This window comes from Phyllobacterium pellucidum, from assembly GCF_013327855.1.
Taxonomy (GTDB): Bacteria; Pseudomonadota; Alphaproteobacteria; order Rhizobiales; family Rhizobiaceae; genus Phyllobacterium; species Phyllobacterium pellucidum.
The window spans coordinates 16088-42382 of the sequence record NZ_JABUMX010000006.1 but is presented as its reverse complement, the minus strand read 5'-3'; the positions used below and the strand labels follow the sequence as shown (position 1 = coordinate 42382).

Genomic DNA, 26295 nt, shown 5'->3' with positions numbered 1-26295 from the left:
GATGATCCGCGCCCGCGGCGTACAAAAATCCTTCGGCTCCGCCGTGGTCCTCGACGGAATCGATCTTGACGTCAACGTTGGCGAGGTCGTCTCTATTCTCGGCTCCAGCGGGTCGGGAAAGTCCACGCTGATCCGCTGCATGAACGGGCTCGAACGGCTGGACGGCGGGCTCATCACCATCGACGATTTCGATGTTTCGAACCCGAAAGACCTTGCCGAGGCGCGCAAGCGCTCGGCAACCGTGTTCCAGCTCTTCAACCTTTACCCGCATATGACCGCGGTCGAAAACGTCACGCTTGCCCCGATCCAGGTGCTCAGGATTCCTCGCGCGCAGGCCGAGTCCGAGGCCCGCGCCTTGCTTGATTCTGTTGGGCTCGGGGCGCGCGCCGACGCCTATCCGGCCCAGCTTTCAGGGGGGCAGCGTCAGCGTGTCGGAATTTGTCGCGCTCTGGCGATGAAGCCGCGCTATCTGCTGCTGGACGAAATCACCAGTGCGCTCGACCCCGAGATGACCGCCGAGGTGCTCAATATTCTCGCGCAGCTTGCGCGTACGGGCACAACGATGGTGTTCGTTACCCATGAGATCGAATTCGCGCGGACGATTTCCTCGCGCATCGTCTTTCTCGACAAGGGCCGCCTGGTGGTCGACCTGCCGACGGACCGCTTTTTTGCCGGCGATGGCGGAATGGCCAATGCCCGTATCGCCCAGTTCCTCTCCAAAATGCGCAAAGAATAGAACATGATCCTCATCGCAAATTCCGAGGCCTGGCCCGGTTTCGAAAAATCCGTCGAGCTCTTGCAGCAGAATGCCCACGGCATCGATGCAATGGTCGCCGGTATCACCGAGGTGGAGCGCGAGGTCAAGGTGCGCAGCGTCGGCTATGGCGGCTGGCCGAACATGCTCGGCAAGATGGAACTCGACGCAGGCGTCATGGACGGCACGACGCGCGATGTCGGCGCGGTCGGTGCCGTGCCGGACACATTGCCCGTGGCCGCGCTCGCCCGCGAAGTCATGCGGCGGCTGCCGCATGTGATGCTGACCGGCGACGGCGCCCGACGCTTTGCAACCGAGATCGGATTTCCGCTCGACGACGTTCTTTTCGACGACAGTAAACGTGTCTGGTGGCAAAGGCTCGAAAAGGAGCTTTCTCCCGCACAGTTGGCGGCGTTCCCCGACATAGCGCTCGCCCCCCTCAGCCGCGCCATCACCGACCCGGAACGGGTGCGCGACACCACGGTGTTCCTGTCGAAGGATATGGCAAGTGGCATCCATGCCGCCACCTCGACTTCGGGTTGGGCCTGGAAATACCCGGGCCGCCTCGGCGATTCGCCAATTGCCGGCGCAGGGTTCTATGCCGATAGCCGCTATGGCGCTGCCGCCTGCACCCACACCGGCGAAATGACGATACGCTGCGGCACCGCGCGCAGCATCGTGCTTGCCCTTCGCTTCGGCTACTCATTGCGAGAAGCGGTCGATATGGCGATCGACGATCTTGCCGAACTTGACACCGGTTTCCTGGCCGGGGTCGTCGTTCATGCAATCGATGCGGCGGGCAATCATGACGTCGCAAGTTTCCGCTGCCCGGGAGAGATCAAATATTGGTTCTGGGAGCCACAATTATCGAAACCTGAGCTGCGGATTGCGAGGCAATACGATCCACGGCCCACAACACAAAGGGGAAATGCATGAAAACCATGATTGCAAGGATTGCCGCCGTTGCTCTGACCGCGGCAGTGGCATTTACCGGTGCCGCACAGGCCGGCAAGCTCGAAGAGATACGCGACCGCGGTACGGTGCGCATCGGCGTTTCGCTCGGCGGCGAGCCGATCGGCTTCCGCGACGACAAGAACAATCCAGTCGGATATGACGTCGATGTTGCGACGCAACTTGCTGCGAAGCTTGGCGTGCCGGTCGAATTCACCGACGTCTCCGGCGATGCGCGCATTTCCATGCTCGTGTCCGGCCAGCTCGACATCGTTGTCGCCAATACGTCCGCGACGCTTGAGCGGGCAAAGACGGTCAACTTCTCCATTCCCTATAATCGCGCCGGCCTGCGCGTGATCGTTCAGAAGGACGCTGGCATTGCTTCGCTTAAGGACCTCGCCGGAAAGAAGGTCGTCGTCGGCCGCGGAACGACCGGCGAAAGCTTCCTGAAAAAAGCCGTTCCGGATGCTGAGCTGGTCTATACTGATAATTTCTCGCCGGATGGCGTCCTTCTGCTCCAGCAGAAGCGTGCCGATGCAGCGATCGAGGATTCTTCGCTCCTCGATTACCTCGCGACCAAAAACGACAACCTCGTTACCCTTCCGGGCCTCTTTTCCAACGACCCGATCGGCATTGCCGTCGCCAAGGGCGACCCGGAATTTGTACGCTGGCTCGACATGTTCGTTTCGGACTACATCCAGTCCGGCGCATATGAGGCCAACTACAAGAAATGGTGGGGCGAAAAGGCCAACCCGCCGACGCTGAATCCGCTCTGGTAAAGACAGGTATGGGCCGGCTTGCCGGCCCAATTCTTTTCGTTCAGGAACTGTCGCGCGCAACGAAATAGGTCGGAACCCGCACCAGAGTTCCGCCCGACCGAAACTCCTTCGGGTGCGTGAGGAACCGCAGAATCTCCTTGATATAGATCGACTTGTCATAGCCTATGGATGAAATCGGATAGGCCTCATACTCGGCCAAAGTCACGTCGTCGAAGCCGTAGAGCCGAAAGGCTTTGGGACGCGTCTGCAGGACCCCGTCTCTGTGAACATCGAGCACGCCCATGGCCATAGCATCCGAAGTGCAGAATACCGCGTCCACCTCCTTCCAGTCGGGTGACACCGCAAGGCGTCGGCCGCTCTGGTAGGAATAGTCCCCGCGCAACTCGCCGGCGAGCGCAATTTCGTTGCGTTGAAGTTCCGACCTGTAGTGTGCGACCCGTGCCTGCTCGACGGCCGATGCCGCACGCCCTGTCACGAGAAGAGCGGTGCGAACACCTTTGCCGGCAGCATCCGCAACTGCGGCCGTGATTCCGGTCAATTCGTCGGGAATAATGGCGGGCGCGGCGGCGTCGCGCATGCCGTTCAGCATCAGCACGCTGTCATTGCGAAACATCTTGCGCACGGTGGCGGCGTCGGCAAAGTCGGAGAAAACCAGCGCAGCGTCGACGTGATAGGCAATCCCGTTGCGCAGGAACTCCTCGATCCCTTGCGAGGACCCGACTCGAACGAAGATCACCTGCTTGCCGATGGACTGGATCTCGCTGATCAGGAGATCGAACAGGTCGAGATCCGAAAGGTCGTGAATATGATTGACCACCACGGCAACGAGATTGACCGTCTTCGTCGTCAGGCTTCGTGCGAGGAGGTTCGGCTTGTAGCCGAGCGTCTGGGCCGCCTTCAGCACACGTTCGCGCTTGTCGGCCGAGACCGGCCTCGGCTCGCTCGAAAGCGCGCGCGATGCGATTGCACGCGAAACGCCTGCGAGTTCGGCGACGTCGGCAATCGTCGGCTGTCCAGTCCCCTTGCGCGGCTCAATCATGCAACACAGCCCCCCTTTACGGTCCGGCTGCTCCCCATGGCGATCGGTGCGGGGTGGCGTCAGACCACCCTCCTGCTTAACCGGTTCGCCGCATGGGGTTCAATGATAAAAGCGTGATCGTCAGCCGCCCAGGCCTCCATGGACACTCGTCTAGACGTTGGCGAGGGTCTTTTCACGCTGTTTGGCTTCCCGCGCCTGCAGTTGCCGTTCCCATGCAAGCGCGTCGCCGACGATCAGATCGAGATCGTCGCGTTTTGGGGCGAAGCCGAGCAGGCTGCGCATCCGCTCGTTGCCCGCCACCAGGATTGCCGGATCGCCCACTCGGCGCGCCGCGAGTTTGACCGCAAAATCCACGCCGGAAACGCGCTTCACCGCATCGATGATCTCGAGCACTGAGTAGCCATAGCCGTAACCGCAATTGGCGGCCGTGCTGCGCCCGCCATCCTCGAGATAGTTGAGGGCGCATAGATGAGCCTGTGCGAGATCGCTGACATGGATATAGTCGCGTACACAAGTCCCATCCGGGGTCGGATAATCCGTTCCGTAGACTTCCATATGCGAGCGTTCGCCCGTTGCGGCCTGGCTCGCGATTTTGATGAGGTGCGTGGCCCGCGGAAACGATTGACCGGACCGCAATTGCGGATCAGCCCCGGCAACATTGAAATAGCGCAGGGCGACATAGTTGAAATCAGGATAAGCGGCGGCTGCATCGCGCAACATCCATTCGGTCATCAGCTTGGATGTGCCATAGGGCGAGATCGGCTGGTGCGGCATATCTTCCGTGATCGGCGTCGTCTCGGGCTCGCCATATATCGCAGCTGTGGAAGAGAAGATGAAGTTCTTGATCCCTTCACCTATGGCGGTCTCGATCAGGTTGCGGGACTGAACCGTATTGTTGCGATAGTAGAAGAGCGGATCACGCACCGAATCGGGCACGACGATCGACCCGGCAAAATGCAGGATCGCCGTGATTCCATAGCTGCGAATGACATCGCGAACCAATGCCTGATCGCCGATATCGCCGCGCACCAGCGGTATGTCGCTTGGCACCAGCCATGGAAAACCGCAGCTGAGATCGTCGAGAACCACAACGGAACGGCCGGCATCCTTGAGCGCCAGCGTCATGTGGCTGCCGATGTAGCCTGCGCCACCGGTAACAAGAACAGTCATGGGAAGTACTCCTGAAGGATTGAGAAAGGTTTGGGGATAGACAGGTCTGCCAATCGATTACTGCGCCGTTCCTCCTCCCTGTCCCTTCGCTGTTCCTCCCATTGAAATCGTGACCGGCACGCGCACGAGGTCCCTGTCCCAGGTGACCTTGCATCCGGTCAGCCGATAGCGTGTGAAATAGATGAAGGCATTGTCCCCGGTATCCTGGAAAGACGGTGCGTTGGCGTTGGGGTCGAGCAAGGCAGGGTAGAACACCCTGCCATCGGCCCCGCAACTCTTCTCCCACAGCAGCGGCGCTTCAAAAATGAGCCTTGGCTCCGACCAGTTCACCAGATCCCTTGAGGTCGATGCATAGATTCCGGAGGCGGTCTTGCCGTCCTCGGTGCGCCGGTCGCCGAAGACGGCAATGACTTCACCGCTGCCGCGATGTTCGGATATCGAGCCGATCATGCGGCCGATTTTATTTGTAGATACGGGCGCACAGACATGATCCTTCGCGTTTGCCGTCTGCTGGCGGAACGGATCGATGAATTGAACCGAGAATTCCTTGCCGTCCCAGGCGCGCCAAGAAGACGGATCGCCAAGGTCGCGCGTGCGCAACACGCAGTTGCCGCGCTTCTGGTCGCGATAGCCATCCGCGAAGACCATGGCGTAATACCAGCCGTCGCGCTGGATTATATTTGTCGGATTGGCATAGCCGACGCGTGCCTTGCGATCGTTCGGGAAAGGGTAGGGGAGGTTCGCAACCATCGGGCCGGCACCTGAGCCAGTTTCCGGTGCAAAGTTCTTGCCGCCATCGCGCGACACCAGGGCGGTGACCGTATTCAACAGGCAGGAACTATAGGATTTGTTGCTGCAAAGACCAGGGGCGCGATTGCCGCGCAGTTCCATATGGGCCAGCGCATAGACGGTCTTGCCATCGCCGGTCCACACACCGCTGATCCAGCCCATATCGTCATACTGGCCGAGGACATTGGATTTCTTCGCCTGGTAGATGACCGCACATTCGGGCTGCAAGTGATTGAGATCGGGGCCGCTGAAGCGGCGATTGTCATTGTGGCTGGCGATCAGGTGGACCTTGCCCTCAGAGTCGCGAAAGGCACGTGCCGGCGCATCGGGCACGTGCGACTTGACGCAGGCCTGCTTTGCCCAATCGAATACCATTTCCTCCGGGCCGGAAACGCCGAGCGTGGCGCTCGGCGTCTCCTGGCCAAGAGCAGGCCCAGCCACCGCCAGCACGAGTGCGGCGGCGGCTATGGCGAAGCAATTGCGCATCAGGCAACCTTGCGGACAGGTTCTTTAATGCGCTTGCTCGTGTCGGTCATCTTGTGGTCGACACCGTTTTCGGTGAGGAAGCGATGCATTTCACCATAGGTCTGGTACCAGGCGCGATTGTACTTGTCGAAGAGCGACTGATCCCAATAGTCCTCGAGCTTGAATTCCTTGTTGCTGAAGACGTCGAAGCTTGGAATCTGGTAGGTCTCGGCGAACTCAACCGTACGGCTGTCATAGGTGAAGTAGATCGACGGGGTGCCGTTCGACAAGGCCATCAGGTTGCCGTGCAGGCGGTAGCCGAGCACGAGATCCTTCGACTGAACGAGATCCTCATAGTCGGCAACCACGTCCGAATAGAACATGCGCTCGCGATAGAGTTTTTCGACAGTCTCGTCGAGGAACCAGTCAGAGACCCACTTGTTGGCCTTCAACGCTGCGATGGCTTCCTCTTTCTGCTCTTCCGTGCCGAAGACGAGCTTCTTTTCCTCGACTTCGCCCTGCGACATCAGCACAGCGTCGAAGCGTCCGGCAAGTTCCTTGACGAGGTCACGATGGAACGTCAGGTAGCGCTTGATATCCTGCGCATAGGTCGGCGACACTTCGCGGCGCATGGTGATGCCGATGTTCTGGACATCATCGAGCGCCGGCAACTTGATGCGCATTTCGGGATCGTTGCGGCGGAACGCCGTGGGGCAGCCGACGATGCGAACATTGCGGATTCCGATGTCCCAGAGCACCTGCGCCGAATAGGCGCCGCGCACGCCGATAGACGCGGTGGAATCGGCCATCATGTGGAGGACGGTCTTGGTTTCCTCGGAAAGCTCGAGCTTGCCCTTGACCGGAGCCTGCGCGCCGATGCCGAAGGCGATGACCGGCAGGCCGAGACGCTTCAGAACCGGGATGGTCTGGCTCCAGCCCATCGACTGATGGACGTAGTTGGAGCCGCGCAGGAAGACGTAGTCATATTCCTCCCGAAGGCGGTCGATGTCTTCCATCTTGGGTTCAGCAATCGGCAGTACGCCGAGCTTGTCGTAATTCATCAGCTTAAGCGACGAGTCGAATACGAAAGCATCGCCAATATTGTGATAGTGGTTGATGCTGCGCTGAACATCCTTGTAGTTGTACCAGCGAACACTGTCGTGATCGTACACTTCGCCTGAGGGGATCATTACGAGTACGCGTGCCATAGAAATTACCTCCGTTTGGCTTTCGGACTTAACGGTGTTTCAGCGTCAACTCGCTTGCGAGAGAACGATGTCCGCATTTGTCGTGACATTTATCGGTTGGTTGCGTGTCGATTTCAGTAGTCGTTCATAGAGTTCCAGGTGCGCCTCGGCACACTCAATGTGGTTGGTCGGTTGGCGGATAGTTTGGTGCAGGCGCTCCCAGATCGTCTGGTCGCTGAGAACCTCGGTGAAGCGGTCGGCAAGGTCTTCGGCGCTGCGGACGCGGAAATGCAGACCATCCTCGCCGTCGCGGACCTTTTCGGCCATGCCGCCGATATTGGAGCAGATGATCGGCCGGCGATGATGGAGCGCCTCCTGAATGACGATGGGGGAGTTTTCCCACCACACGGAAGGCATGACCACCCAGTCGACCGACTGCATTAGGCGCGGCATTTCTGAATTCTGGTAGGCACCGTAGAAACGCACGCGCGATCCTGCGTCCTCGATGAGCTTTTCCATGCGATCCTGGAAGTCGCGCGGCTGCTTTTCGAGATTGCCGCCGAAAATCATCAGGCGCGAATCCTCGCCCCAGACATCTTCAGGAACACGCGAGACCGCGTCGATCAGCACATCGACGCCCTTGAACGGCGTCATCTGGCCGAAATAGGCGAAGCGGCCGCGCCGGGGCTTTGGTCCGGTCAGTTCGCGTGGCGGCGTAACACCATCAATGAAGATGCCGTTTTCGATCACGCTGAGTTTTTCGGGATCAAGGCCCCATTCGGCATATTTGCGCGCAAGGAACATGCTTGGGGAAACGAACCCGTCGGCGAGTTCGAGCATGCCGCGGACGAAGCGCTCACGCTTGAGGAAGCGCGCCGGCGGAATGTCGGGGAAGCAGCCGTGGCAATCAATGGGGGAGGCCTCGTTGCAAAGCTTGGCCGATCCCGCCTTCACCATCTGCCCGTGATTGTGGCAGATCGACAGGAACTCATGGAACGTGACGAGGATCGCCGTATCGGGCAGCGCCTCGCGAATTGCGTAAAGCGCCTCAAGTCCAAGACCAAGGACATGGTGGAAGTGCACCACATGGGGATTGAGGTCGCCAACGAAGCGCAGGAGATCGCGGCGAATCTCGTCCGTATTGTTGTTGGAAAGATAGAAGTGATCGTACTCGTCCGCGTGAAACAGGATCTCGTCGCTGCTGCGCCGCAAGCTCATCAAGGCCGTCGTTCCATGGCGCGGGATCGGATGGCCGGCGCGCGCGAGATAGACGGACTGGACGCCCGGGAGCGTATTCAGACCCTTGTGAAGATTATAGGAGGCGATTTCTGCGCCACCCAGGGAAATGCTCGGGTGTGCGTGCGAGACCACGAGTACCCGAAGTTGTTCAGTCATCTATTTGACCTCCGATGGCATGCCATCTTTCGTTAGAATCTTAGCCCAACGGGAATCGAATACCTGGCGGTCGATGCGCTCGATCAAGGCAATCGTCGAAGCCTTGTCGGAGACGGATATGTCGTCCGTTCCGAGCATCTGCGCCGAAGGCAGCCAATAGGACCTGAGGCCGGACTGCTTGAGTTTGAGGCCGAGATCGAGGCCCTTCTCATGCGTGCCGAGATAGCCGCGGGTGAAGCCACCCACGGAAAAAAGAGCGTCCCTCGGCAGAACGCAGCATTCGAAGGTGGCCGTGGCTACTTCCGTCGTACCCATGCCGGTGACGGCATCGATCGGGTAGCCGGCATAGCGGCTGATGAGCGCCCGGTCGGACTGTGAGCCGGCAACCCATGTGCCTGCCCAGCGGATGGAATCATCCTCATAGGCAAGGGTCGGTGACAGCACGCAGGCCTCGCGGTCATGATAGGCCGCAAGCAGCTTGTGGAACCAGCCATTGTTGCGCGGCAACAGCGACGCGGCGAGGAACACCACGGTCTCGGTGGAAACGGCGCGTGCGCCGACTTCGAGCGCATCGTAAAGGTCTTCCGAACCGCTCGCCGATACGAGCCGCAGGCGCAAGCCGTAGAAATTGGCCAGCCGGCGCACATGGACGCCGATACGGTCGATCAGTTCCGCTGCAGCGGCAATAACGATGGGCGCGCGGCGCGTTTCAGGGTCGAGCGCAAGAAGCGTCAGGAGCGGTGCGATTTCCTCAACGCGTTCGTCGACGCCGATGACAATGGCCGGTCCTTCGGCTTCCTCGAAGGCGCCGACATCGACAACACCGAAGATTTCGGGTGCCGGGCGGCTGACGACGCGCAGCAGAGGTACGAGCTGCTGATCGACGATATGACGCAGCGCCCAGGCATTTGGATCGATAGCACGGATCTGCCGGACAACGGCATCGCGCGAGGTGATGCGGGTCGGCGTCAGCGGCATGAAGGCACGGCGCGTATCGCTCAAGGTGAGTTCGAGATAGAACGGCGCCGTGCTGTCGCCCTCGAGCTCCGGTGCAAATGCAACAAAGCCGTGCGCATGCCGGTTCGGGTTGAGGCCTGCATTGAACGGCGGCTGGTTGTCGAAGCCGCGCGTAACGTCAGGTCGGTCGATGCGCGTCCAGTTGCCGTCGAGCTGCGCTTCGCCGCGATGCCGCCGCAACTTGACGGCTTCGACGTGACTGTCAGGATCAAGCAGCCAGCCCGCGATCAAAAGGCCGCTTCCCTCAACGCGGTAGGCATTGTCGATGCCCATGCGCACGGGAAATGGCAGGCTCGAAACCGTCTCGGCGCCGTCAAAGCGGTTGGCGGCGGAGCGCATACGCAGGAGGATCTCCGTCGAACTGCGAACACGCGGCAGGATTGCCCGGACGTGGCCGGGCGTCTCGCGGTTGCCGGCGATGACACGGCGGTCATAAACTTCGGTGAAGCGCCATCCGCGACGTCCGCGGAACAGCAACCGCTCGATATCATTCGGCTCGACCGCTTCGCTGGCAAGGAGCAGACCCGCAAATCCCGATGCCTGGTCCTGAAGATCCGGGCGGGCGAAAACACTGATCGAGCATTCGGCGATCGAAGGGGTTTTGCCGCTGATCAGGAGACGGGTCACCGAAGGCGTAAGGTCCTGCGCCCATCCCTGGACGAAGATTTCACCTTCATCGCTGCCGCCGATAAGTTCGACACAGCCATCCGAGCGCGCGCCTGCCTGCAGCAGCGCGGTGATCGCCGAAAGTTTCTTGCGGCCAATCGGGCCGGATATGAGGCCTTCCACAAGGCCGTCGATAACGACGGGCAGATCAGCGCCCGCAAGGTCGGTCACCATGGCGACGAGGTCGCCGATGGCGGCGGCGCGCCCTGCGAAGGCATAGCGTGTCGCCTGCGCCTTGTGCTGGAAGAGCACGGTCTTCAGCGATCGGCGGCGTAGGATATTCGTCGGCACGATGGCGACGAAGCCATGGGTACCGGCAGGCGAGGGCTCCTTCAGGTGCCAGCTGACAAGCGGCACTTTCAGGCTCATCGCCGGATCACCGTTCAGGAATACCGTGACCTGTTCGGAGGTCAGACCACCAATGCCGAGAACGAGAATGAGCGTGTCATCAATAGGGCATCCGACCACCATCTCGCCTTCCATCACCATCGGGTGACGTTCGGGCGCTTTGCCGGATCGGGACGCCGGCGTATGTTCTTTTTCGTCGGGAAGCACTTGCTACTCCATGATCTCAAGAAAAGGCGAACATCGCGACGGCGGCGCCGGCCGCGATGCCAACCAGAGTGAACAGCAGCAGAAGCAACGGTTTGGCCTCGCCGCCCGAACGCTTCTGCAGCGACTCGATGCGAGTCTCGAGGCCAGCAACCACACCGTCCATACGCATGAGGTGAACGTCGAGTTCGGTCAGGCGCTGGTTGATATCGCCGCGCAGCGTCTCAATTGAACCGCTGATATCAACGAGATCGACCGTCGGGCTGTTACCGGCACCGTCGATGACCGTCGTCGCGTGGCGCTGGATCGAGCGCTGGTTGACCTGAAGCTGGCGCTGCGATGCCATCAGCACGTCGAGCTTGTCGAGGATCCGTGCCATCGGCGCCGCAATCAACGCTTCCGCGGCCTGTTCATCGGGGCGCGGCACGCGCAGCGGATGCTGCTTGCCGGCAGTCGTAAGGGCGACAACGCTAAGTTCGCCGGCGCGCCGTACCGCGAATTCCGGCAACATCACGTCGAAGGCGTGAAGGCCATCGCCGATGCCGTTGCGCTTCAAGTCCGGCCGGTCGCGGTCGGCGACGGCCTCGGCGATCGGTTTGCCGTCCAAAAGCACGCGGATGGTCAGGCGATTGGCGGGCGTTGCCGGATCGAAGGCCCAGCCAAAGAGCCTGCTGTTGTCGATTGCGTCGACACGGCCCTTGATGCCCTGCTGGCTATTATCCTGTTCAGGCGTGGCGCTTGGCGCGGCTTGAGCTTGCGCTGGAGCCTGCGGCGCCACTTTTGTCACGATGGACATGGTGTACTCCTCTAGGCTGCGACACGCGCAGGACGCAGGCTCTCGATGAGTGCGAGATAGCGAAGTGCTGTCGTGTCTATGGTTTCGGGGTGACGCGCCCCATGGCTCAGGATCTCGCGCAGATCCGGGTCCTCCACGATGCGCCGCATGGCGGCGGCCAGCGCCGTCGGGTCATTCGGCGGAACAGTCAGGCCGTTGACGCCGTTCTCGATCATCTCGGCCATGCCGCCAATATTACTGGTAATGACAGGGCAGTTCTGGCCTTGGGCTTCCTGGATGACCAGGGGCGCATTTTCCCACCAGATCGACGGCATGACCATGCAATCCACGGAACGGATCAGGCCAGCAATGTCGTCGCGGCGGTAGGCTCCCCGCCGTTGCACCACCGGCGCGGTTTCGGCGAACAGCTTGTCGATCGACTCGACGAAATGTTCGCTCTGGAAGGGAGCGGCGCCGTGAACCCGCACCTCGAAATCGAGACCTTCGGCAATGAGCCGCTTGGCCGCTTCGAGCAGGACCGTGCCGCCCTTCCATGGGTTCAGATTGCCGAAATATCCAAATACCGGCTTGCGACGTGCAGGCGCGTCAGTCTGCGCCGGAGCCGGGCGTTCGGGCTGGCCGTTCGGAATAAGGCTGATCCTCTCTTCCGGCAGGCCCCACTCGACATAGCGCTGCCTGAGGAAGGCGCTCGGAGCGACGTAGCCATCGACAACGCTCAGGAGCGATTTCAGATGGCGCTCGCGCAGGACGAACTTATCAAGCGGAATATCCTTGAAACAGGCATGGCAACGGTCGGGGCTTGCGCCGTAGCAGAGTTCCTTTTCCTTCGTTCGGACCATCAGACCGTCGTGGTGGCAGATCGGATAGTAGTCATGCAGGGTCATGACGATCCGGCAGTCCGGCAGCGTACGGCGGACGATGTGCGGAAATTCTGCGCCGAGCAGCAACAGGTGATGCAGGTGCACGATATCGGGGCGGAAATCCTGCAAGAGTTCAACAATATCCGGAACGACGCCGTAAAGGTCGATCTGACTCATGAAGAACCGGTCGAAATGGCCGGACCACAACAGGACCTCGTCGCCACTCGAGCCGATGCTCTGGAAGCTCGTGCCCGGGCGCTCCTGACGATGGATCTGGTTGGTGGCGCCGAGAAACAGGGCCTCGCAGCCCGCCCTCTGGTAGGCGCGAAAAAGATCGTGTGCAAAGATTTCGGTCCCTCCCGGATGAAGGGCCGGATGGTTGTGGGCAGCAACGAGAACGCGCGTCATCGGCCGTCCTCCCTGTATTCTGCGATGAAGACGTCCTGGTAGTGATCGGCGGGCACGCCGCGCCAATGACCAAGCGATTTCGTAACGATCGAAAGCCCGGCGCGGGTCAATGCGCGATCAAGGAAGCCATCATCGAAGCCAACCGCCGCAAGCGGCGGCATTTCCGGCACGAACCAGCATGGACCTTCGTCATAGCGCTGGAACCCCAGACGCGCGTCACGCTTCTTTGATCTGTTTTCTTGCGCCGACTGATCGACCACGAATGCAGTCATGAAAACGCGCCCGCCAGGAGCCAGCACGCGTTCGACTTCGCGGAGATAGGCGGTGACTTCTTCGTCGGGCAGATGGGTGACGACCGAAGTCATGATGATGAAATCGAACTTGCGGCTGTCGTAAGGCAGCTTCAGTTCAAGACCGTTGATCTCGCCCTTGGGATTATAGAGCGAGTGGGCGATATCGACCTGACGGAACTCGAAGTTCGGGTAGGCGGGGCTGACCATCCGCTGGCACCAGTTGATGCCCCCGGCAACGGGGTCCATGCCGCAATAGCTTCCATTATCGCCGTCAAGATATTGCGTGAGCGGGACCGCCATGCGGCCGATGCCGCAGCCGATGTCGAGAACGCGGCTTTGCGGCTGTAGGCCGCCCATGCGAATGAAATGGCCAAGAAACTCGGCGCCCACAGCCTGGAAATCGCCATCGCCGACAAAGATGCTGTCAGGGTCAGGGCGCGGCAGGAAGCGGTTGCGCAACACGGCATCCGTCAACCAGCGGACATGATCTTCGTGGAAGGGGAGGTGACGCTCGGCCAGAGCCTGCTTCAGTGCGATTACCTCGTTCAAGCTGCACTCCTTTTCGACTTCTCGGCGACGAAGTCGGTCACGGTTTCGTCCGCAGCCTCGTCCACGTAAGTCGTCATCAATTCGGTGATATCTTTGTTCCAGCGCTTGGTGTGCAGCCAGGAATTGTACTGGCTGGCCAGCCCGCGCATGTAGTCCGGGCTGCGGCGTATCGAGCGCCGCTCGAAATGGTAAAGCGAAACCGCCGGCTGATAGGCAATCTGGAAGCCGATCTGGCGGATCTTCATGCACAGATCGCTGTCTTCGTAGTCACCGATGATATAGTCCTCGGTAAATCCGCCGACGAGATCGTAAATATCCTTGCGGGTGACAAGACAGGCGCCCGTCACCGCCGGGACAGTGCGCGCGATCTGTGCCGGCGCATAATGGCCGGGCATGCCCTTGTGGAAATGGTGGTTGAGCCAGACATTGCGCCGGTCGGGGGCGAAATAGAGCCCGGCGTGCTGCAGCGAACCATCCTCGAAGAGCAGCTTCGGACCGATGGCGCCGAGCTTCTTTTCTTCGAGCAAGGGCTCGACCAGCGGCCCGAGCCAGCCTGCTTCGGTTGGCACGACGTCGGAATTCAGCATGACGAGCACGGTGCCGCTTGCAAGGCTAGCGCCGGCATTGCAGGCGCGGGCATATCCGCCATTCCGGTTCATGATCGCAAGCTTCATCGGCAGGCCGTGGAGCAGATGCAGGCCGCCGAGAAGGTGCTCCGTATCCTCCTGGATTTCGGGCGAATCGAGAACGTAGATGAGTTCCGCATTGGCAACGAGCCACGGATCGGTCGCCATCGCGGAAAGCTGGAAACGCAGGAAGTCGAGGTTACGGTAGAGCGGTACAACGATCGAAACGAGGGGGGCAGCCGGCATCACGCCGAACTCCTTCGTATCGGCGATGCGAACCGTCTTGCCGAGCTTGCGCTCGACCTCGGTGAGGGCAGGTGCCAGGATATTCTCGAAGACTTCACTGCGCGCATGCTGCGGCGGAACGGCGCGCAGGATCCGGTTGCGCTGCGCTGCGGGCTCGAATGGCTGCAGCGGCGGAATAAGCGGTGCAGTCGCCCCGGAAGTCAGCCGCATCTGGAATCGCGGCTGCAGCACCGGACCCGCAGAGGAGGTTTGCGGCACCCAGGCGACAAACCCGGTGACATCCGCGCCCAACCCGTCTTCGCGCGCCTCGGTCTTGCCTGCGAACTTGTAGAAATTAGGCTTGAGCGGAAGGATGCGGCCTTCTTCGGTCAGATATTCGATACCTGCAAGCATGGAGGAAGGATCATGCGTCCAGCCGCCAACGAGCAAGCCGCCATTGAGCGCAAGGGCAAGGTCGATCTCAGCGGCGGGATGAGTCTGCGACTTGGCGATCTGCTTGGCTGTCAGCGGCATGCGCATCTGCATGTCGATCGCCGTTGCAATGCCTGCAGCGGGAATTTGGGCAAGCTGGCGCACGAGGAACTCGCGGAGCTCGGGATGTGCCTGGTTCTTGCTCCACCACTTCTGGAAATCGCCGGGGGCAGCCTCCCGATCCGTCAACTCGCGAATGGCGACGCCGTTCTTGCCGGTGAGAATGATATGGAAGGATTGCGGAAGTGTTTTCGCCGACTCAACGAGCAAGTGGCATGGTTGCCAGCCCTTGCGGACGCGGGAGCCGATGACAAACTTCGAAGGCAAAGCTGAAACTGAATTGGAGCCGATCGCATAGATCGAGGTAACGTCGCCAAGTTCGGGATCGATTGCCGTCTCAAGCAGATGCTGGCCCTCGAGCGGTTGCGCACAAACGCGAACCTTGCGCGGCTCGGGGGCGAGCGCTAGCGCGACTTCACGCACCACGCTGGCAAAGACCTGATTCTGCGAGAGCCGGAACATGCTGCGCCAGGTGCTAAGGAGATTTGTGAGCAGCTTGATATGGCCCGCTGCCGAAAGGTTGTTAACCGCCCGATCGACGTCGAGATGCGGCAGCTCGGCCGCCGGATAAAGCAGCGTCTGTTCTGTCGGCCCAAGCGAACCCGCGGAAAGCGTCAGGCCAATCGGTTCGTCCTTGGTGCGCATGGCCCAAAGGACGCGGTGCCCGCCGGTTTCAAGAGGAATATTGAGGCTGACCAGAGGAACAGGCTGTTCCTTCGATTCAAGCACGCATTTGGTTGACGCCCGCATTGCGCCGGGCAGATCCCAGATCAGGACAGCAATGTCCGTGCAGAGCCGGGAGACATAAATACTCTCAGTATCGCCTTCAATGTCCGTCGAATGGTCGAGGTTCAATACACGGCCCTTTCATTCATAGCGGAAGGAACGCGCCCCGCATGGAGCGGAGCGCGCAATTTGATTTCACGATCAATGAACGGTGAAATAGTTGTCCGGATGAGCCTGCACGTCTTCCGAGCTGGTGTTGACCAGCGTGACGGAATCGCCATGACCGAGGTCCACGACAACATTGTTGCCGACCTGGGTAACGCGCGACGCGAGGTCGTCTGCGGAATGGATGTCCTGGCCGTTGATACCGCTGGAGATCTGGAGGATGTCTTCCCCAGGGGTAAAATCGAGCACGACATCGTTGCCGCCACCACCGGTGAACTGGAACACGTCGTTACCGGCACCACCGATAAGGACGTCATCGCCAGCGCCACCTGCAATGAAGTCATTTCCGGCGCCGCCGAGAAGAACGTCGCTCCCCGCACCACCAAACAGCGTATCGTTGCCTGCTCCACCCTGGAGGACATCGTCGCCCTTGTCGCCGAAGAGAACGTCATCGCCGTTGCCGCCGCTCAGGACGTCATCACCATTTCCACCGAACAGAACGTCCGTTCCCTCGCCGCCGAACAGAGCATCATCGCCCTTGTCGCCGAACAGGAGATCGTCCCCCTCATCACCAAAAATCGTGTCATGACCATTTCCGCCAAAGACAACATCATCACCGCCATGGGCGCGGATGAAGTCGTCGAAACGCGAGCCAAACAAAACGTCGTCGTAGGCGCCGCCTTCTAAAGTGGCCATCTGCTTCTCCTTCTGTCCTGCTTTGAGTTTACAAAATGTCGGAGCTGTTCCGACGTTTATGCTTTAACGATTGTGCACTGCACCAAATCGAAATGCAACCTAGTCATGGAATATAAATGTGGCAACACATAGTAACAATTTATTACACGGATGTATTATGATATGTAATAATTCGTGAAAGTAATTTATATTTTCCGAGATACTACTTTGGATCTGGATATTAATTGGAACTACTTTATTTCTAAATTTGAAGTAATCTAGAAACATAGGGAAATAAGGGGCAAATCGCCCCTTAGTCCTCGCGGAACGCCCTATTAAAGCTGTCGGCAATCGGAGAGGTTATGTACTCGATGGCCTTACGCGACTTGTGGACGATGACGACCTCGGCGGGCATGCCGGGATAGAGCTTCACCTGCGGATTGGCCGCAAGCGATTGCGGCGTGATTTCGGCGCGCGCGACAAAGTAGGCAGCGTCCGTCTTTTCGTCGACGAGCTGGTCGGCGGCAAGATAGGTGATTTTTCCGTCCAGTGGAGCCTGGGCACGCTGGTTGTAGGCCGTGAGCCGAACTTGAGCCGGAGAGCCGACCGTCACGCTATCGATATCGCGCGGGCCGATCTTCATCTCGACGACGAGCGGCTCGTTTTCCGGCACGATATCAAGGAGCGGCTCGCCGGCAGCGACGACGCCGCCAGGCGTGCGCAATCGGATATTGGCAACGATACCTGCCTGAGGCGACTTGATCTCTACGCGGCGCATTACATCCTTCGCCGCAACGATGCGTTCTTCGACATCAGCGAGTTCGACCTGGCTCGTGGTTATTTCGCCGGCGATCTCCGCCTGCATGTCGCTTTCTATGCCGGTGAGCGCAAATTCTGCGCCGGCCTTGGCCTGTTCCGCCTTGGCCTTGTCACCCGCATACTCGCCGCGATCCCCCGCAAGCTCGCTGAGACGCGTGTCGATCTCGATGAGTTTCGAGCGCTGGGCAAATCCCTTGGCGACCAGACTTGCAATGGCCTTGCGCTGTTCGTCGATCAGTTCGATCTGCCGATCGGTCGCCCTGGTCTGGACGTCGAGCGCCTTTGCCTGTTCCGTATATTGCTCGATCGTCTTCTTCTGAATATCGATCTTGCTCTCTTTTTGCGTCTGGCGCTTGGTAAAGAAGACCTGCTCGGCCTTCTTGGCGCTGTCGGCGGATATATCGCCCACCTCGCCGAAATTGGCGGGGAACGTAATTTCGGTGTTGCCGGCTTGTTCGGCGCGCAGGCGTGCAAGCTTGGCGATAAGACCGACGCGGCGGCTCTGCAGCGACTGCAGATCCGAGCGTGCGCGCGTATCATCGAGCCTGATCAACGGCTGGCCTACTTTTACCTCATCGCCTTCCTGGACGTGAACGCGGTCCAGAATGCCACCCTCGAGATGGCTCACCGTCTTGCGCTTCGAATCGACGATGACGCTGCCAATGGCCACCGCGGCACTGCCGAGTTCGGCCGAATAGGCCCAGCCGAAGAAGCCGCCGAAGGCTATGGTAATGGTCAGGACCCCTGCGATAATCAGCCGTCGCAGCGGCGGGTGGTCGGAATCATGTTCGAGTTCCGTATACCAGACAGGTCTGGTGATCGGCCGGTGCGCCGCGAGTTGACTGCCGACGGTTTTCATCGGAAGCGAAGCGTCGGCGCGAACCGGCAAATTCTTCTTGATCTTGTCAATCATGCTCCGGCAGCCCCCATCTTCGAATTGACCGGCGTAATCGATGCGACCACATCCGTACGCGGCCCGAACTGGGTGATCCGGCCGTTTTCAAGAACCAGGAGTTTGTCGGCCACCTGCATGATTGTCGGTCGATGCGCGATCATGATGACGATGGCGCCATCGTCACGCGCTTGTTCGATCGCCCGCATTAGCGCTCGCTCGCCGACCGAATCGAGATTGGCGTTTGGTTCATCGAGAACGATCAGCCGCGGATTGTTATAAAGGCAACGGGCAAGGCCGATGCGTTGACGCTGTCCGCCCGAAAGCGTCAGGCGGCCATCGCCGACCGGCGTGTCATAGCCGAGCGGCAGACGCCCGATCATCTCATGCACGTCGGCAAGGCGGGCCGCTTCAAGCACGCGCTGCGGCTCGCTATCGGTCATGCGGGCGATGTTGTCGCGAATCGTTCCTTCAAGGAGCGCGACCGATTGCGGCAGATACCCGGCGATCTCGCCAAAGGAGCCGCGCTCCCAGAGATAAACATTGTTGCCGTCAAGGAAGACGCCGCCGGCGGTCGGCCGCACGATGCCGATGAGCAAGCGCGCCAGAGTGGACTTGCCGGCCGCCGAAGGTCCGACAATGCCGAGCACTTCGCCCGGCGAAAGCGAGAATGAAATACCCTTGATGATCGGCACGTCGACACCCGGCGCGGCATAGACGAGCTTGTCGATGACAAGATCACCGTGGGGGCGCGGGGTCGGCATCGTCTGCCGCACCGCAAGATTCTGCGACAGCAGCGACTGAATGCGTTGCCAGTTGCCGACGGCCTGCACCCAAAGGCGCCAGTTATCGACGACATGGTCGAAGGGGAGCAGCAACCTTCCGACGAGGATACTGGCGGCAATCATCGCACCCGGCGTAATCTGGCGATCCATTGCGAGGAGCGTACCTGCGGCGAGCACGGCGATCTGGACCATGAAGCGCATGGTGCGGGCGATTGTCGCCATGGCACGGCTGCGGCTGCCGCCGAGATCGAGCAGGCCAATCGCATTCATTTGCAGCGAACGCCAGCGGCGGGCGAGGGCGGGCAACATGCCCATGGCCTCAATCACCTCGGCATGGCGGAGCGTGGAGCCGATCTTCGAAATGGCTTCGATATTGGCCTGGTTTGCATCCTTGACGAGGCTGCGCGTCATAAGATCGGTGATGACGCCGCAGCAGACGAGGACAATCACAGCGATGACGCCGATGATGCCGTAGACCGGGTGCATAAGGAAAAGGGCAGCGAGGAAAATCGGCGACCAGGCCGCATCAAGCGGCGCACTGACCGCCGAAGAGGTCAAAAAGCTGCGCAATTCTGTCAGATCACGGAGTGATTGCGTCGCCTTCGGCAGGCCCTGGTCGATCGAAGCCTCGACCGCAGCCGATAGAACCGGAAGGTTCAGCCGGCGCACAAGCGCGCTGCCCATCGCCTGGAAGGACATGGCGCGAATGAACTCAAGAACACCGAAAACGATAAGAGCGCTCACCGCCAGGATGGTGAGCATGACGAGCGTGTCCTTGCTCTGGCTGTTCAGGACCCTGTCATGCACCTGTAGCATGTACAAGGGTACTGTAAGTTGCAAAAGGCTGATGCAGGCACTGAGCAGAGCGGCATAAAGCAGGCCCGCCATGAATATCCTACGGGCCCGCAAAACCAGCGCTTTTGGCTCGGCGTTCGCCGCCGAAAGCGCTTTTTTACCAGCATGGCTCTTGCCATTTGGATTGATTTGACGAGTATCTGTCATATGTGATCTGCCTTGGAAATGACACAGCCTTTGGTTAGCCCTGGGGCGTCAGTCTAATGCAATAGACTTATAGAGTATTACTGCAGAGAATGTGACAGAAAAAAGTTCTTTTGGTGGGGAAATCAACGAGGGAGACCCGAAAACATACTTGTAACTTACTTCAAAATTTGAAGTAAAATTGACTAGGAGAGAAGGATGATACAAAAACTTCTACACGAAGGAGTGGAAGTCGAAACATCTATCGACGGCTTCGCGGCCGCCGATTTCCCTGAAATATCAGCCGACAACAAGAAGGCGAAGCCCGCAAACCATGCGGTTGTCGTCACACACTTCGAACTGGCGCGCATGATAGAACGCGTCAATCGTCGCTTTGCTGGCGTGCTGCGCAATGAGATGACGAAACTCGGAATCGAAGACGTGGGGCCGGCCCAGGCGATGGTTCTTTTGGCGATAGGGGATGTCGAACTTTCGGTTGGAGAACTCCTGGACCGCGGCCACTATGTCGGTTCCAATATCTCATACTATTTGAAGCAGCTGGCTGACGGGGGCTATATCGACAGGGTTGCTTCGCAGCGGGACAAACGCTCGGCGCGTATCAGACTGACTGAAAAGGGTGAGCAATTATGTGCCGATCTGCGCAACGCAGGCGGAACCTACAACCGATTGCTCGCACGGGACGCAGAAGACCTCCGCAACCTGGAAATCGCCTTCCAAACCTTGCATCGACTCGAACTGGTTTGGGGCAATGCCACGCGTTACGGACTATGATTTGCCTTTGAGCGATCCCAACCAAACGTCAGGCAACCATCGCTGTTCCTCTTGGGACCGTTTCTGACGTCATGCATGTGGCATTCGTTCATCGTCGTGGATTCGGGCAGTTTGCGGCATTGGCCTCCCACCTTGCCGAAACTGGGCACGATGTCAGCCTGATCAGTGAATCTGTCGACCGGCGTATTCCATCGGTCCGCGTCATTCGGCATCGCGTCGAGCCCGGTCCCCGGGCTGACAGCCAGATGGCGCGGCACCTCGGCATCCCGGATCACCATGTCCGCATCGGCCATCGCGTCGCGGAGACCCTCGACGCGATGGTTCGCCACGGCGAGCGGCCGGATATCGTCATCGGTCACATCGGCTGGGGTAGCATGATGTTTGTCAAGGATGTTCTGCCGCAGGTTCCAGCCATCGGCTATTGCGAATTCTTCTATCGCTCTGAAGGCGCTGACGTCGGGTTTGCGCCTGACGACGTTCCCGATCTCGATACACGAAAGCGCTTGCGGCTGCGCAATGTGGCGCAGCTTCTCACGCTTGAGGCGATCGATGGCGGGGTGAGTCCGACCCGCTGGCAAAAGAGCCTTTATCCGGCGCCGGCCCAACGGCGGATAGCCGTGTGCCATGAAGGCGTCGACACGCAGCGATTTCGTCCCGACCGCAATGCGACGCTGAAGTTTCCAGATGGGCGCGTGCTAAAACCCGGCGATCCGCCCATCGTCACATTCGTTTCGCGTGATCTCGAGCCCTACAGGGGATTTCCTCAGGCGCTCGCCGCGGCGGCAAAAGTCATCCGCAGCAATCCTGATGCCATTTTCGTCTTTGTCGGTGGTGATGGCGTCAGCTATGGCGCCCCTCCGCCGGGAGGCGGTTCGTGGAAAGATCAGCTCATGGCCGAGCACGATATCCCGGCGGACCGCATCGTCTTTACCGGCGCCATCTCGCACGATCTTTTGCGCAAGCTCTACCAGGTCTCGGCGGCGCATATCTATCTGACCTACCCCTTCGTCCTTTCCTGGTCGGTTATAGAAGCCATGTCATGCGGCGCGTTGATCATCGGTTCCGACACAGCACCCGTCCAGGAGGTGATCCGCTCGGGACAGAACGGTCTGCTCGTTCCCTTTTACGACACCGACGCACTCGCCGGCACGATCCTCGACGTTCTCAAGGCGCCGGAGAAATTCATGCCATTGCGCGTTGCAGCGCGGCGCACCATCGAGCGCAGTTTTAGGCTGATCGACTGCATCGGGCGGCAAAAGGCCCTGATCAATACGGTCTTGCAGGGCAATTGAGGCTGCTATCTATTCCTGGTCTGCCGGTTGATTGCGGCATTGCGGTCCTGAACGTCACGCAGGCTTGTATCCGCCGAGCCACCGGCCATCTGGCCACCGCCCGAGCCATACGAGCCGCCGCCAGCCGGTCCGGCCATTCCACCGCCGCCGCGCCGGCCACCGCCCACCATATTGGTAACAATGCGAACGACGCGATCGCTGCCGAAGGCATCGCTGATCCATTCCTGCGTGCTTGTCGCAATGCGCCCCGCAAAGGGCACGATCTGCGCCATGAGAAACACGCCAGCAAAACAGATCAGGACAAAAGGCGCCACGTCCTTGATCATCAGCGGCGTATCGGGATTGCTCACTGCCTTGAACAGCACCATGATGTTGGCGCGGACGCCGAGTATATAGAAGCTCAGGAAAGTGCTGAGGAAGATCGGGACCAGCATGGCCTGGAGCGTCCCCGTCAGCCAGCCCGAGAAGAAACGCGACGGTATCTTGAACATCAGCAGGATGATGAAGATCGGTGCCAGCGCCAGCATGACCCATAGCGCCATTTTGGCGAACAGCATCAGGAACATCGCATAGCCGACGAAGAGCGCGGCGGAAATCCAGACAATTGCCGACTGCAATGAGGTCGTCAGCACTGTCTCGAGCGGGTTCGTCGGCGGCTTGCGCGCCGGCGTGGCAGGTTGGGCTCCCGGGACGGGCTTGCCGTCTGGCCCTAAAACTTCCGGAGCGGCGGCTTGCGACGCCGTCGCTTCCCGTTCGATCTTCACCGATGCCCGGACAGCAATCGAATAGATCGTCGAAATATCGGTTGCGACCGTGCCGACTGTCATCGCCTTGCCGGTATCCGGATTGACGATGTTGTTGAGCATCACATTGTTGCTGACAAAAAGCGGCGCCATGGTCACAACCTGATAGACCGCAACCTGGAACGGCCCCCAGCTGGTGGCAAGAAAAAAGATCACCGCGAGCCGAAGCATGCGGAAGGCAGCCGTAACGACATTCGTGTCGCCGCGCCCCTGCCAGAACTGAAAGCCCCAGAACACGAGGTAGAGTACCATCAGCCCGCTGAGCACCGGCGTCATATAGGCGGCGAGAACGCCGTAGGTGGTTGCCGTGAAACTCTTGCCGAGCGCATCAATGTTGGATGACAGGGCAGCAATGAAATTTGGCTCCATGCGGCCCGTCCTATAGTGGCTGCTGGACGATGATATTCGTCAGCGCTTGGTTGACCGGCAGCAGCGGCCCGCAGTCATCGACCGGTCCGAACGACAGCGCGGATGCGGGCAAATCACACGGAGTCTTCAATTTCTGCCGGCTCGCACAGCCTGAAGCAAGCAATGTGGCAAGCAGAATTACGCATACACAAGTTACTCTCACACCTTTACTCCTTGCCCGCAAAAGGCGGGCAACCATTGCTTGGGATCGTCGCCGAGCTTCTCCCTGAGGGCATTCAGTTCCAGTATTGTCTCCGCCCGTCCCGAAAGAACCTTGAGGAGGTCGTCCATTTCAGTCAGCCGCAGGCGGGCGATGACCGATTCCTGTCCGTGCTTGATCAGAAAGCAGCGGCTTGCCGGATCCGTCGACTTGATCCACTGCATTTCGCGCGCCGAGAGGCCGAGCCCACCGGCATGACTTTCGAGGTCGGCGCGTGGATTGGGGAAGAAAATATGCGTCGCACTCTGCTCGATCAGCGTATGGGCGATGTTCGAATTGACGATATCCGATGTGCTCTGCGTGCCGAAGCCGATGATTCCGTTGAACTTTCGAATCGTCTTCATCTTGTCCCTGATGAAGGCCGCAAACACCGGGTCCTCCAAAAGCCGCCAGCCTTCATCGAGGAAGATCTGGATCGGCGTCCCGTCGAGGAGTTCGTCGAGCCGGTGGAAGATGTACATCAACGCCGCGCTGCGGGTCAGCGGATCGTCGAGGATCTTGGTCATGTCGAAGCCCGCGACATCAGACCAGGTGAAGCGATCGACGGGATTGTTGAACAGCCAGCCGACCTGGTCCGGCCGCAGCCATTTTTCGAAGCGCGCCAGCAGATCGTTCTCGCCGGCGCGAATACGTCCTCGCAGCAGGGTGGCAAAGGCCGGCAATGATCTTCCCTCAGGGGTCGTCGTAAGAATCTGGGCGATTGCCGAGCGGATGACGCTTTCTTCGCTCGCCGGCAAGGGCTGTCCGTCGGGCCGTCGCAGCATCAGCGAAAACAGCTGGAACAGGAATTCACGATTGGGACCGGTATCGCTGAGCTGCAGGGGATTGAACCCCGTCGGCTCGCCCGGCTGCAGTATCTCGTAAGTGCCGCCAAGCGCGCGGATGAAGATTTCGCCGCCGCGGTCCTTGTCGAAGAAGATGCAGCGGGGTTCCGGCTTGATGCGCTGCGACTGGGCCATCAGGAAAGAGAGGGCAACGGTCTTGCCCGATCCCGACGGACCGACCATGGTGAAATTGCCGAGGTCACGCACGTGGAAATTGAAGAAATAGGCGCTCTGGCTGGTTGTCTCCAGAAGCGAGATAGCGCTGCCCCAATGGTTGCCGTCGCGCTTGCCGCCGGGGAAATTATGCAAGGAAAGGAACCCGGCAAAATTCTTCGACGAGATCATCGCCGAGCGCGCCTGATAGGAGAAGTTCCCCGGAAGCTGCGCCCAGAATGCCGCCTCGCAGTTCAGATCTTCCCGCAACCAGATGATGGACTGGTCCGTGAGCGTCGCGCCGACCGAACGAATGCAGCGGTCGAGTTCGGCCTTGTCGTTGCCGAGGCACATAATCGACAGATGGTGCTCGCCATAGATGGAACGCGAGCTCAAAAGTTCGTCTCGCGCGCCGACAAGCTGGTTGCCGATGATGGAGCCGGCTTCGTCAGCCATGGCGATCTGGCGCGAAACGCGCTCGATCTGGTTTTGTGCAACCGGCTTGTCGATGATGGAAAAACTTTGGCTGACGATGAATTCGTGCGGCACCTTCAACAGGCCATCAAGGAGGAGGGGACCCGTATAGGAAGGATACTCGCGCACCGACAGCATAGCACCGAGGCGGGAATCTGCAGGCGGCGTCGCGCCGACGAACTCAACGGCATTGCGGCCGAAATGCAGGCGCTTCATCGCCAGGGCGCCGTCGAGCGACATGCGTGGCAGACGCATCTTGACCGGCTCGATCCCGTTCAAAATCTGGACGAGGAATTCGAGAGGCTCGGAATAGAAAACGCCAGGTTCCGTCTCGCGGATGCCGAGGAGTTTGACCTGATAATCTTGCAGGACCTCGCGCACACCGAGGACGGCATCGCGCAGTTCGCGCAATTCCTCGGCTTCGCCCTGCCGCGCGCCCTTGGGTTGGCCCTTGCCGCCGCGCGCGAAAATGCCCTTGGCGATGGTTTCAATCATGCCCACCTGGCCGCGTAGCGGCCGCCGGACGATGGTGATGTACATCTCGTTGACGAACATGCGCCGCTGCTCGAGCTGCGCCATATAGCGGCGGTTCAATTCGTCGGCGAAGGGGTTGGTAAACTCGCCATCGAGCTTCGGTTCGAGTCGCCGCCGGATCATGTGGCCATAGACGGCATACCGGCTGTTGCCGAGCGTGCGCAGGATGGTGTTGCGCCCTTCGAGCTTGCCGTTGATCTGCGCCATATCGGCGGTTTCGAAGCAGAAGCCCTCGACCTTGAGCACGCTCAGGAGCAGTCCGTCCTTGGTGCGCAAGGTGGTATCGTCCACATGGCGCGTATAGGGCACGTGGGCGGCGACGGAGCGTTCGCGCGTCGCCTGGGCGCCGTAGCGCATTTCCTTGCGGACAGCGCGCGACATCATGTCGGATCTCCCGGCGCGTAGCTTTTGACACCCCAGAGGGTGGTGGACTGCGGCGGTGTCTTGGCGGCCTTGACCCGCAAAATGTTGAATATCTGCTCGTCGCGCAGTGTCAGGAAATAGCCGAAACTGTGGATAGGGAGCACGAGGAAGAGCGTAAACAGGCTCTTCGTCGCCAGAAAGATGACCGCCGTCACTACCATATTGAACATGGCATACATATACGGCACGCCGAACAGGGTAGGTGCGCGCGTCAATGCCTTGACCAACGGGATCATGTCCGGCGCTTCCTCAGTCATCT

At 59.8% G+C, this 26295-nt stretch carries 21 protein-coding genes; 5 read left to right on the top strand and 16 right to left on the bottom strand.

The features are described from left to right. Position 1 precedes the first annotated feature (1 nt). Genes HQ945_RS19665 through HQ945_RS19655 form a run of 3 tightly spaced genes read left to right on the top strand, consistent with a single transcriptional unit; the run spans position 2 to position 2484 of the window. Positions 2-736, top strand: coding sequence for an amino acid ABC transporter ATP-binding protein (locus HQ945_RS19665; RefSeq protein ID WP_113280374.1), 735 nt, complete (start codon positions 2-4; stop codon positions 734-736). Positions 737-739: 3 nt separating this feature from the next. Continuing rightward, the gene (locus HQ945_RS19660; RefSeq protein WP_113280373.1) at positions 740-1690 is read left to right on the top strand and encodes an isoaspartyl peptidase/L-asparaginase; all 951 of its coding nucleotides are present in this window, start codon (positions 740-742) and stop codon (positions 1688-1690) included. After that, positions 1687-2484: a transporter substrate-binding domain-containing protein gene (locus tag HQ945_RS19655; RefSeq protein WP_113280372.1), complete on the top strand. Its 798-nt coding sequence runs from the start codon at positions 1687-1689 to the stop codon at positions 2482-2484. Before HQ945_RS19660 ends, HQ945_RS19655 begins: the two co-directional genes overlap by 4 nt. Before the next feature lie 40 nt (positions 2485-2524). Here the strand turns inward: HQ945_RS19655 and HQ945_RS19650 are convergent, their stop codons facing one another. The 13 genes from HQ945_RS19650 to HQ945_RS19590 all read right to left on the bottom strand — a co-directional run bounded on the left by HQ945_RS19650 (position 2525) and on the right by HQ945_RS19590 (position 20137). Next, positions 2525-3523 carry a LacI family DNA-binding transcriptional regulator gene (locus HQ945_RS19650; RefSeq protein WP_113280371.1) on the bottom strand — a complete coding sequence of 333 codons (999 nt, stop codon included), beginning with the start codon at positions 3521-3523 and terminating at the stop codon, positions 2525-2527. 150 nt (positions 3524-3673) lie between these two features. Beyond that, positions 3674-4693: a UDP-glucose 4-epimerase GalE gene (gene galE, locus HQ945_RS19645; protein WP_113280370.1), complete on the bottom strand. Its 1020-nt coding sequence runs from the start codon at positions 4691-4693 to the stop codon at positions 3674-3676. A gap of 57 nt (positions 4694-4750) precedes the next feature. Further along, positions 4751-5968, bottom strand: coding sequence for a hypothetical protein (locus HQ945_RS19640; protein ID WP_113280369.1), 1218 nt, complete (start codon positions 5966-5968; stop codon positions 4751-4753). Next, a complete protein-coding gene (locus tag HQ945_RS19635) occupies positions 5968-7155 on the bottom strand; it encodes a polysaccharide pyruvyl transferase family protein (RefSeq protein WP_091924550.1) in 1188 nt (395 codons plus the stop codon). Before HQ945_RS19635 ends, HQ945_RS19640 begins: the two co-directional genes overlap by 1 nt. A 45-nt stretch (positions 7156-7200) precedes the next feature. Further along, positions 7201-8529 (bottom strand): glycosyltransferase family 4 protein, encoded by a 1329-nt coding sequence (locus HQ945_RS19630; protein ID WP_091924546.1) that lies wholly within the window; start codon positions 8527-8529, stop codon positions 7201-7203. Beyond that, positions 8530-10767: a glycosyltransferase family 2 protein gene (locus tag HQ945_RS19625; RefSeq protein WP_091924543.1), complete on the bottom strand. Its 2238-nt coding sequence runs from the start codon at positions 10765-10767 to the stop codon at positions 8530-8532. Between the two features lie 16 nt (positions 10768-10783). Beyond that, positions 10784-11560, bottom strand: coding sequence for a hypothetical protein (locus HQ945_RS19620; RefSeq protein ID WP_113280368.1), 777 nt, complete (start codon positions 11558-11560; stop codon positions 10784-10786). A gap of 11 nt (positions 11561-11571) precedes the next feature. After that, on the bottom strand, positions 11572-12828 hold the full coding sequence (locus HQ945_RS19615; protein ID WP_113280367.1) for a glycosyltransferase family 4 protein: 1257 nt from the start codon (positions 12826-12828) through the stop codon (positions 11572-11574). Continuing rightward, the gene (locus HQ945_RS19610; protein ID WP_246272742.1) at positions 12825-13640 is read right to left on the bottom strand and encodes a class I SAM-dependent methyltransferase; all 816 of its coding nucleotides are present in this window, start codon (positions 13638-13640) and stop codon (positions 12825-12827) included. Before HQ945_RS19610 ends, HQ945_RS19615 begins: the two co-directional genes overlap by 4 nt. A gap of 26 nt (positions 13641-13666) precedes the next feature. After that, entirely contained in the window at positions 13667-15928 is a 2262-nt protein-coding gene (locus tag HQ945_RS19605; protein ID WP_113280365.1) for a glycosyltransferase family 2 protein, read from the bottom strand. A gap of 72 nt (positions 15929-16000) precedes the next feature. Further along, positions 16001-16660, bottom strand: coding sequence for a calcium-binding protein (locus HQ945_RS19600; RefSeq protein WP_027232973.1), 660 nt, complete (start codon positions 16658-16660; stop codon positions 16001-16003). 292 nt (positions 16661-16952) lie between these two features. Further along, complete coding sequence (locus HQ945_RS19595; RefSeq protein ID WP_113280364.1) at positions 16953-18371, bottom strand: HlyD family type I secretion periplasmic adaptor subunit; 1419 nt, start codon at positions 18369-18371, stop codon at positions 16953-16955. Continuing rightward, a complete protein-coding gene (locus tag HQ945_RS19590; protein ID WP_091951919.1) occupies positions 18368-20137 on the bottom strand; it encodes a type I secretion system permease/ATPase in 1770 nt (589 codons plus the stop codon). Before HQ945_RS19590 ends, HQ945_RS19595 begins: the two co-directional genes overlap by 4 nt. A gap of 198 nt (positions 20138-20335) precedes the next feature. Between HQ945_RS19590 and HQ945_RS19585 the strand changes: the two genes are divergently transcribed. Together HQ945_RS19585 and HQ945_RS19580 are read left to right on the top strand one after the other, a co-directional pair. Further along, positions 20336-20905 carry a MarR family transcriptional regulator gene (locus HQ945_RS19585; RefSeq protein WP_162737162.1) on the top strand — a complete coding sequence of 190 codons (570 nt, stop codon included), beginning with the start codon at positions 20336-20338 and terminating at the stop codon, positions 20903-20905. A 71-nt stretch (positions 20906-20976) separates the two neighbouring features. Next, positions 20977-22197, top strand: coding sequence for a glycosyltransferase family 4 protein (locus HQ945_RS19580; protein WP_113280363.1), 1221 nt, complete (start codon positions 20977-20979; stop codon positions 22195-22197). 5 nt (positions 22198-22202) lie between these two features. Here the strand turns inward: HQ945_RS19580 and HQ945_RS19575 are convergent, their stop codons facing one another. The 3 genes from HQ945_RS19575 to HQ945_RS19565 form a co-directional block, all read right to left on the bottom strand. Continuing rightward, the gene (locus HQ945_RS19575) at positions 22203-23369 is read right to left on the bottom strand and encodes a TrbL/VirB6 family protein (RefSeq protein WP_113280362.1); all 1167 of its coding nucleotides are present in this window, start codon (positions 23367-23369) and stop codon (positions 22203-22205) included. 198 nt (positions 23370-23567) lie between these two features. Next, positions 23568-25997: a VirB4 family type IV secretion/conjugal transfer ATPase gene (locus tag HQ945_RS19570; protein WP_174208426.1), complete on the bottom strand. Its 2430-nt coding sequence runs from the start codon at positions 25995-25997 to the stop codon at positions 23568-23570. After that, on the bottom strand, positions 25994-26293 hold the full coding sequence (locus HQ945_RS19565) for a VirB3 family type IV secretion system protein (RefSeq protein ID WP_027232980.1): 300 nt from the start codon (positions 26291-26293) through the stop codon (positions 25994-25996). Before HQ945_RS19565 ends, HQ945_RS19570 begins: the two co-directional genes overlap by 4 nt. Between the last annotated feature and the right edge of the window lie 2 nt (positions 26294-26295).

Bases quoted from the DNA above. Each gene is read 5' to 3' on its own strand.
- HQ945_RS19665 (WP_113280374.1), top strand. From the start codon at position 2: ATGATCCGCGCCCGCGGCGTACAAAAATCCTTCGGCTCCGCCGTGGTC.
- HQ945_RS19660 (WP_113280373.1), top strand. From the start codon at position 740: ATGATCCTCATCGCAAATTCCGAGGCCTGGCCCGGTTTCGAAAAATCC.
- HQ945_RS19655 (WP_113280372.1), top strand. From the start codon at position 1,687: ATGAAAACCATGATTGCAAGGATTGCCGCCGTTGCTCTGACCGCGGCA.
- HQ945_RS19650 (WP_113280371.1), bottom strand. From the start codon at position 3,523: ATGATTGAGCCGCGCAAGGGGACTGGACAGCCGACGATTGCCGACGTC.
- galE (WP_113280370.1), bottom strand. From the start codon at position 4,693: ATGACTGTTCTTGTTACCGGTGGCGCAGGCTACATCGGCAGCCACATG.
- HQ945_RS19640 (WP_113280369.1), bottom strand. From the start codon at position 5,968: ATGCGCAATTGCTTCGCCATAGCCGCCGCCGCACTCGTGCTGGCGGTG.
- HQ945_RS19635 (WP_091924550.1), bottom strand. From the start codon at position 7,155: ATGGCACGCGTACTCGTAATGATCCCCTCAGGCGAAGTGTACGATCAC.
- HQ945_RS19630 (WP_091924546.1), bottom strand. From the start codon at position 8,529: ATGACTGAACAACTTCGGGTACTCGTGGTCTCGCACGCACACCCGAGC.
- HQ945_RS19620 (WP_113280368.1), bottom strand. From the start codon at position 11,560: ATGTCCATCGTGACAAAAGTGGCGCCGCAGGCTCCAGCGCAAGCTCAA.
- HQ945_RS19615 (WP_113280367.1), bottom strand. From the start codon at position 12,828: ATGACGCGCGTTCTCGTTGCTGCCCACAACCATCCGGCCCTTCATCCG.
- HQ945_RS19600 (WP_027232973.1), bottom strand. From the start codon at position 16,660: ATGGCCACTTTAGAAGGCGGCGCCTACGACGACGTTTTGTTTGGCTCG.
- HQ945_RS19595 (WP_113280364.1), bottom strand. From the start codon at position 18,371: ATGATTGACAAGATCAAGAAGAATTTGCCGGTTCGCGCCGACGCTTCG.
- HQ945_RS19590 (WP_091951919.1), bottom strand. From the start codon at position 20,137: ATGACAGATACTCGTCAAATCAATCCAAATGGCAAGAGCCATGCTGGT.
- HQ945_RS19580 (WP_113280363.1), top strand. From the start codon at position 20,977: ATGCATGTGGCATTCGTTCATCGTCGTGGATTCGGGCAGTTTGCGGCA.
- HQ945_RS19575 (WP_113280362.1), bottom strand. From the start codon at position 23,369: ATGGAGCCAAATTTCATTGCTGCCCTGTCATCCAACATTGATGCGCTC.
- HQ945_RS19570 (WP_174208426.1), bottom strand. From the start codon at position 25,997: ATGATGTCGCGCGCTGTCCGCAAGGAAATGCGCTACGGCGCCCAGGCG.
- HQ945_RS19565 (WP_027232980.1), bottom strand. From the start codon at position 26,293: ATGACTGAGGAAGCGCCGGACATGATCCCGTTGGTCAAGGCATTGACG.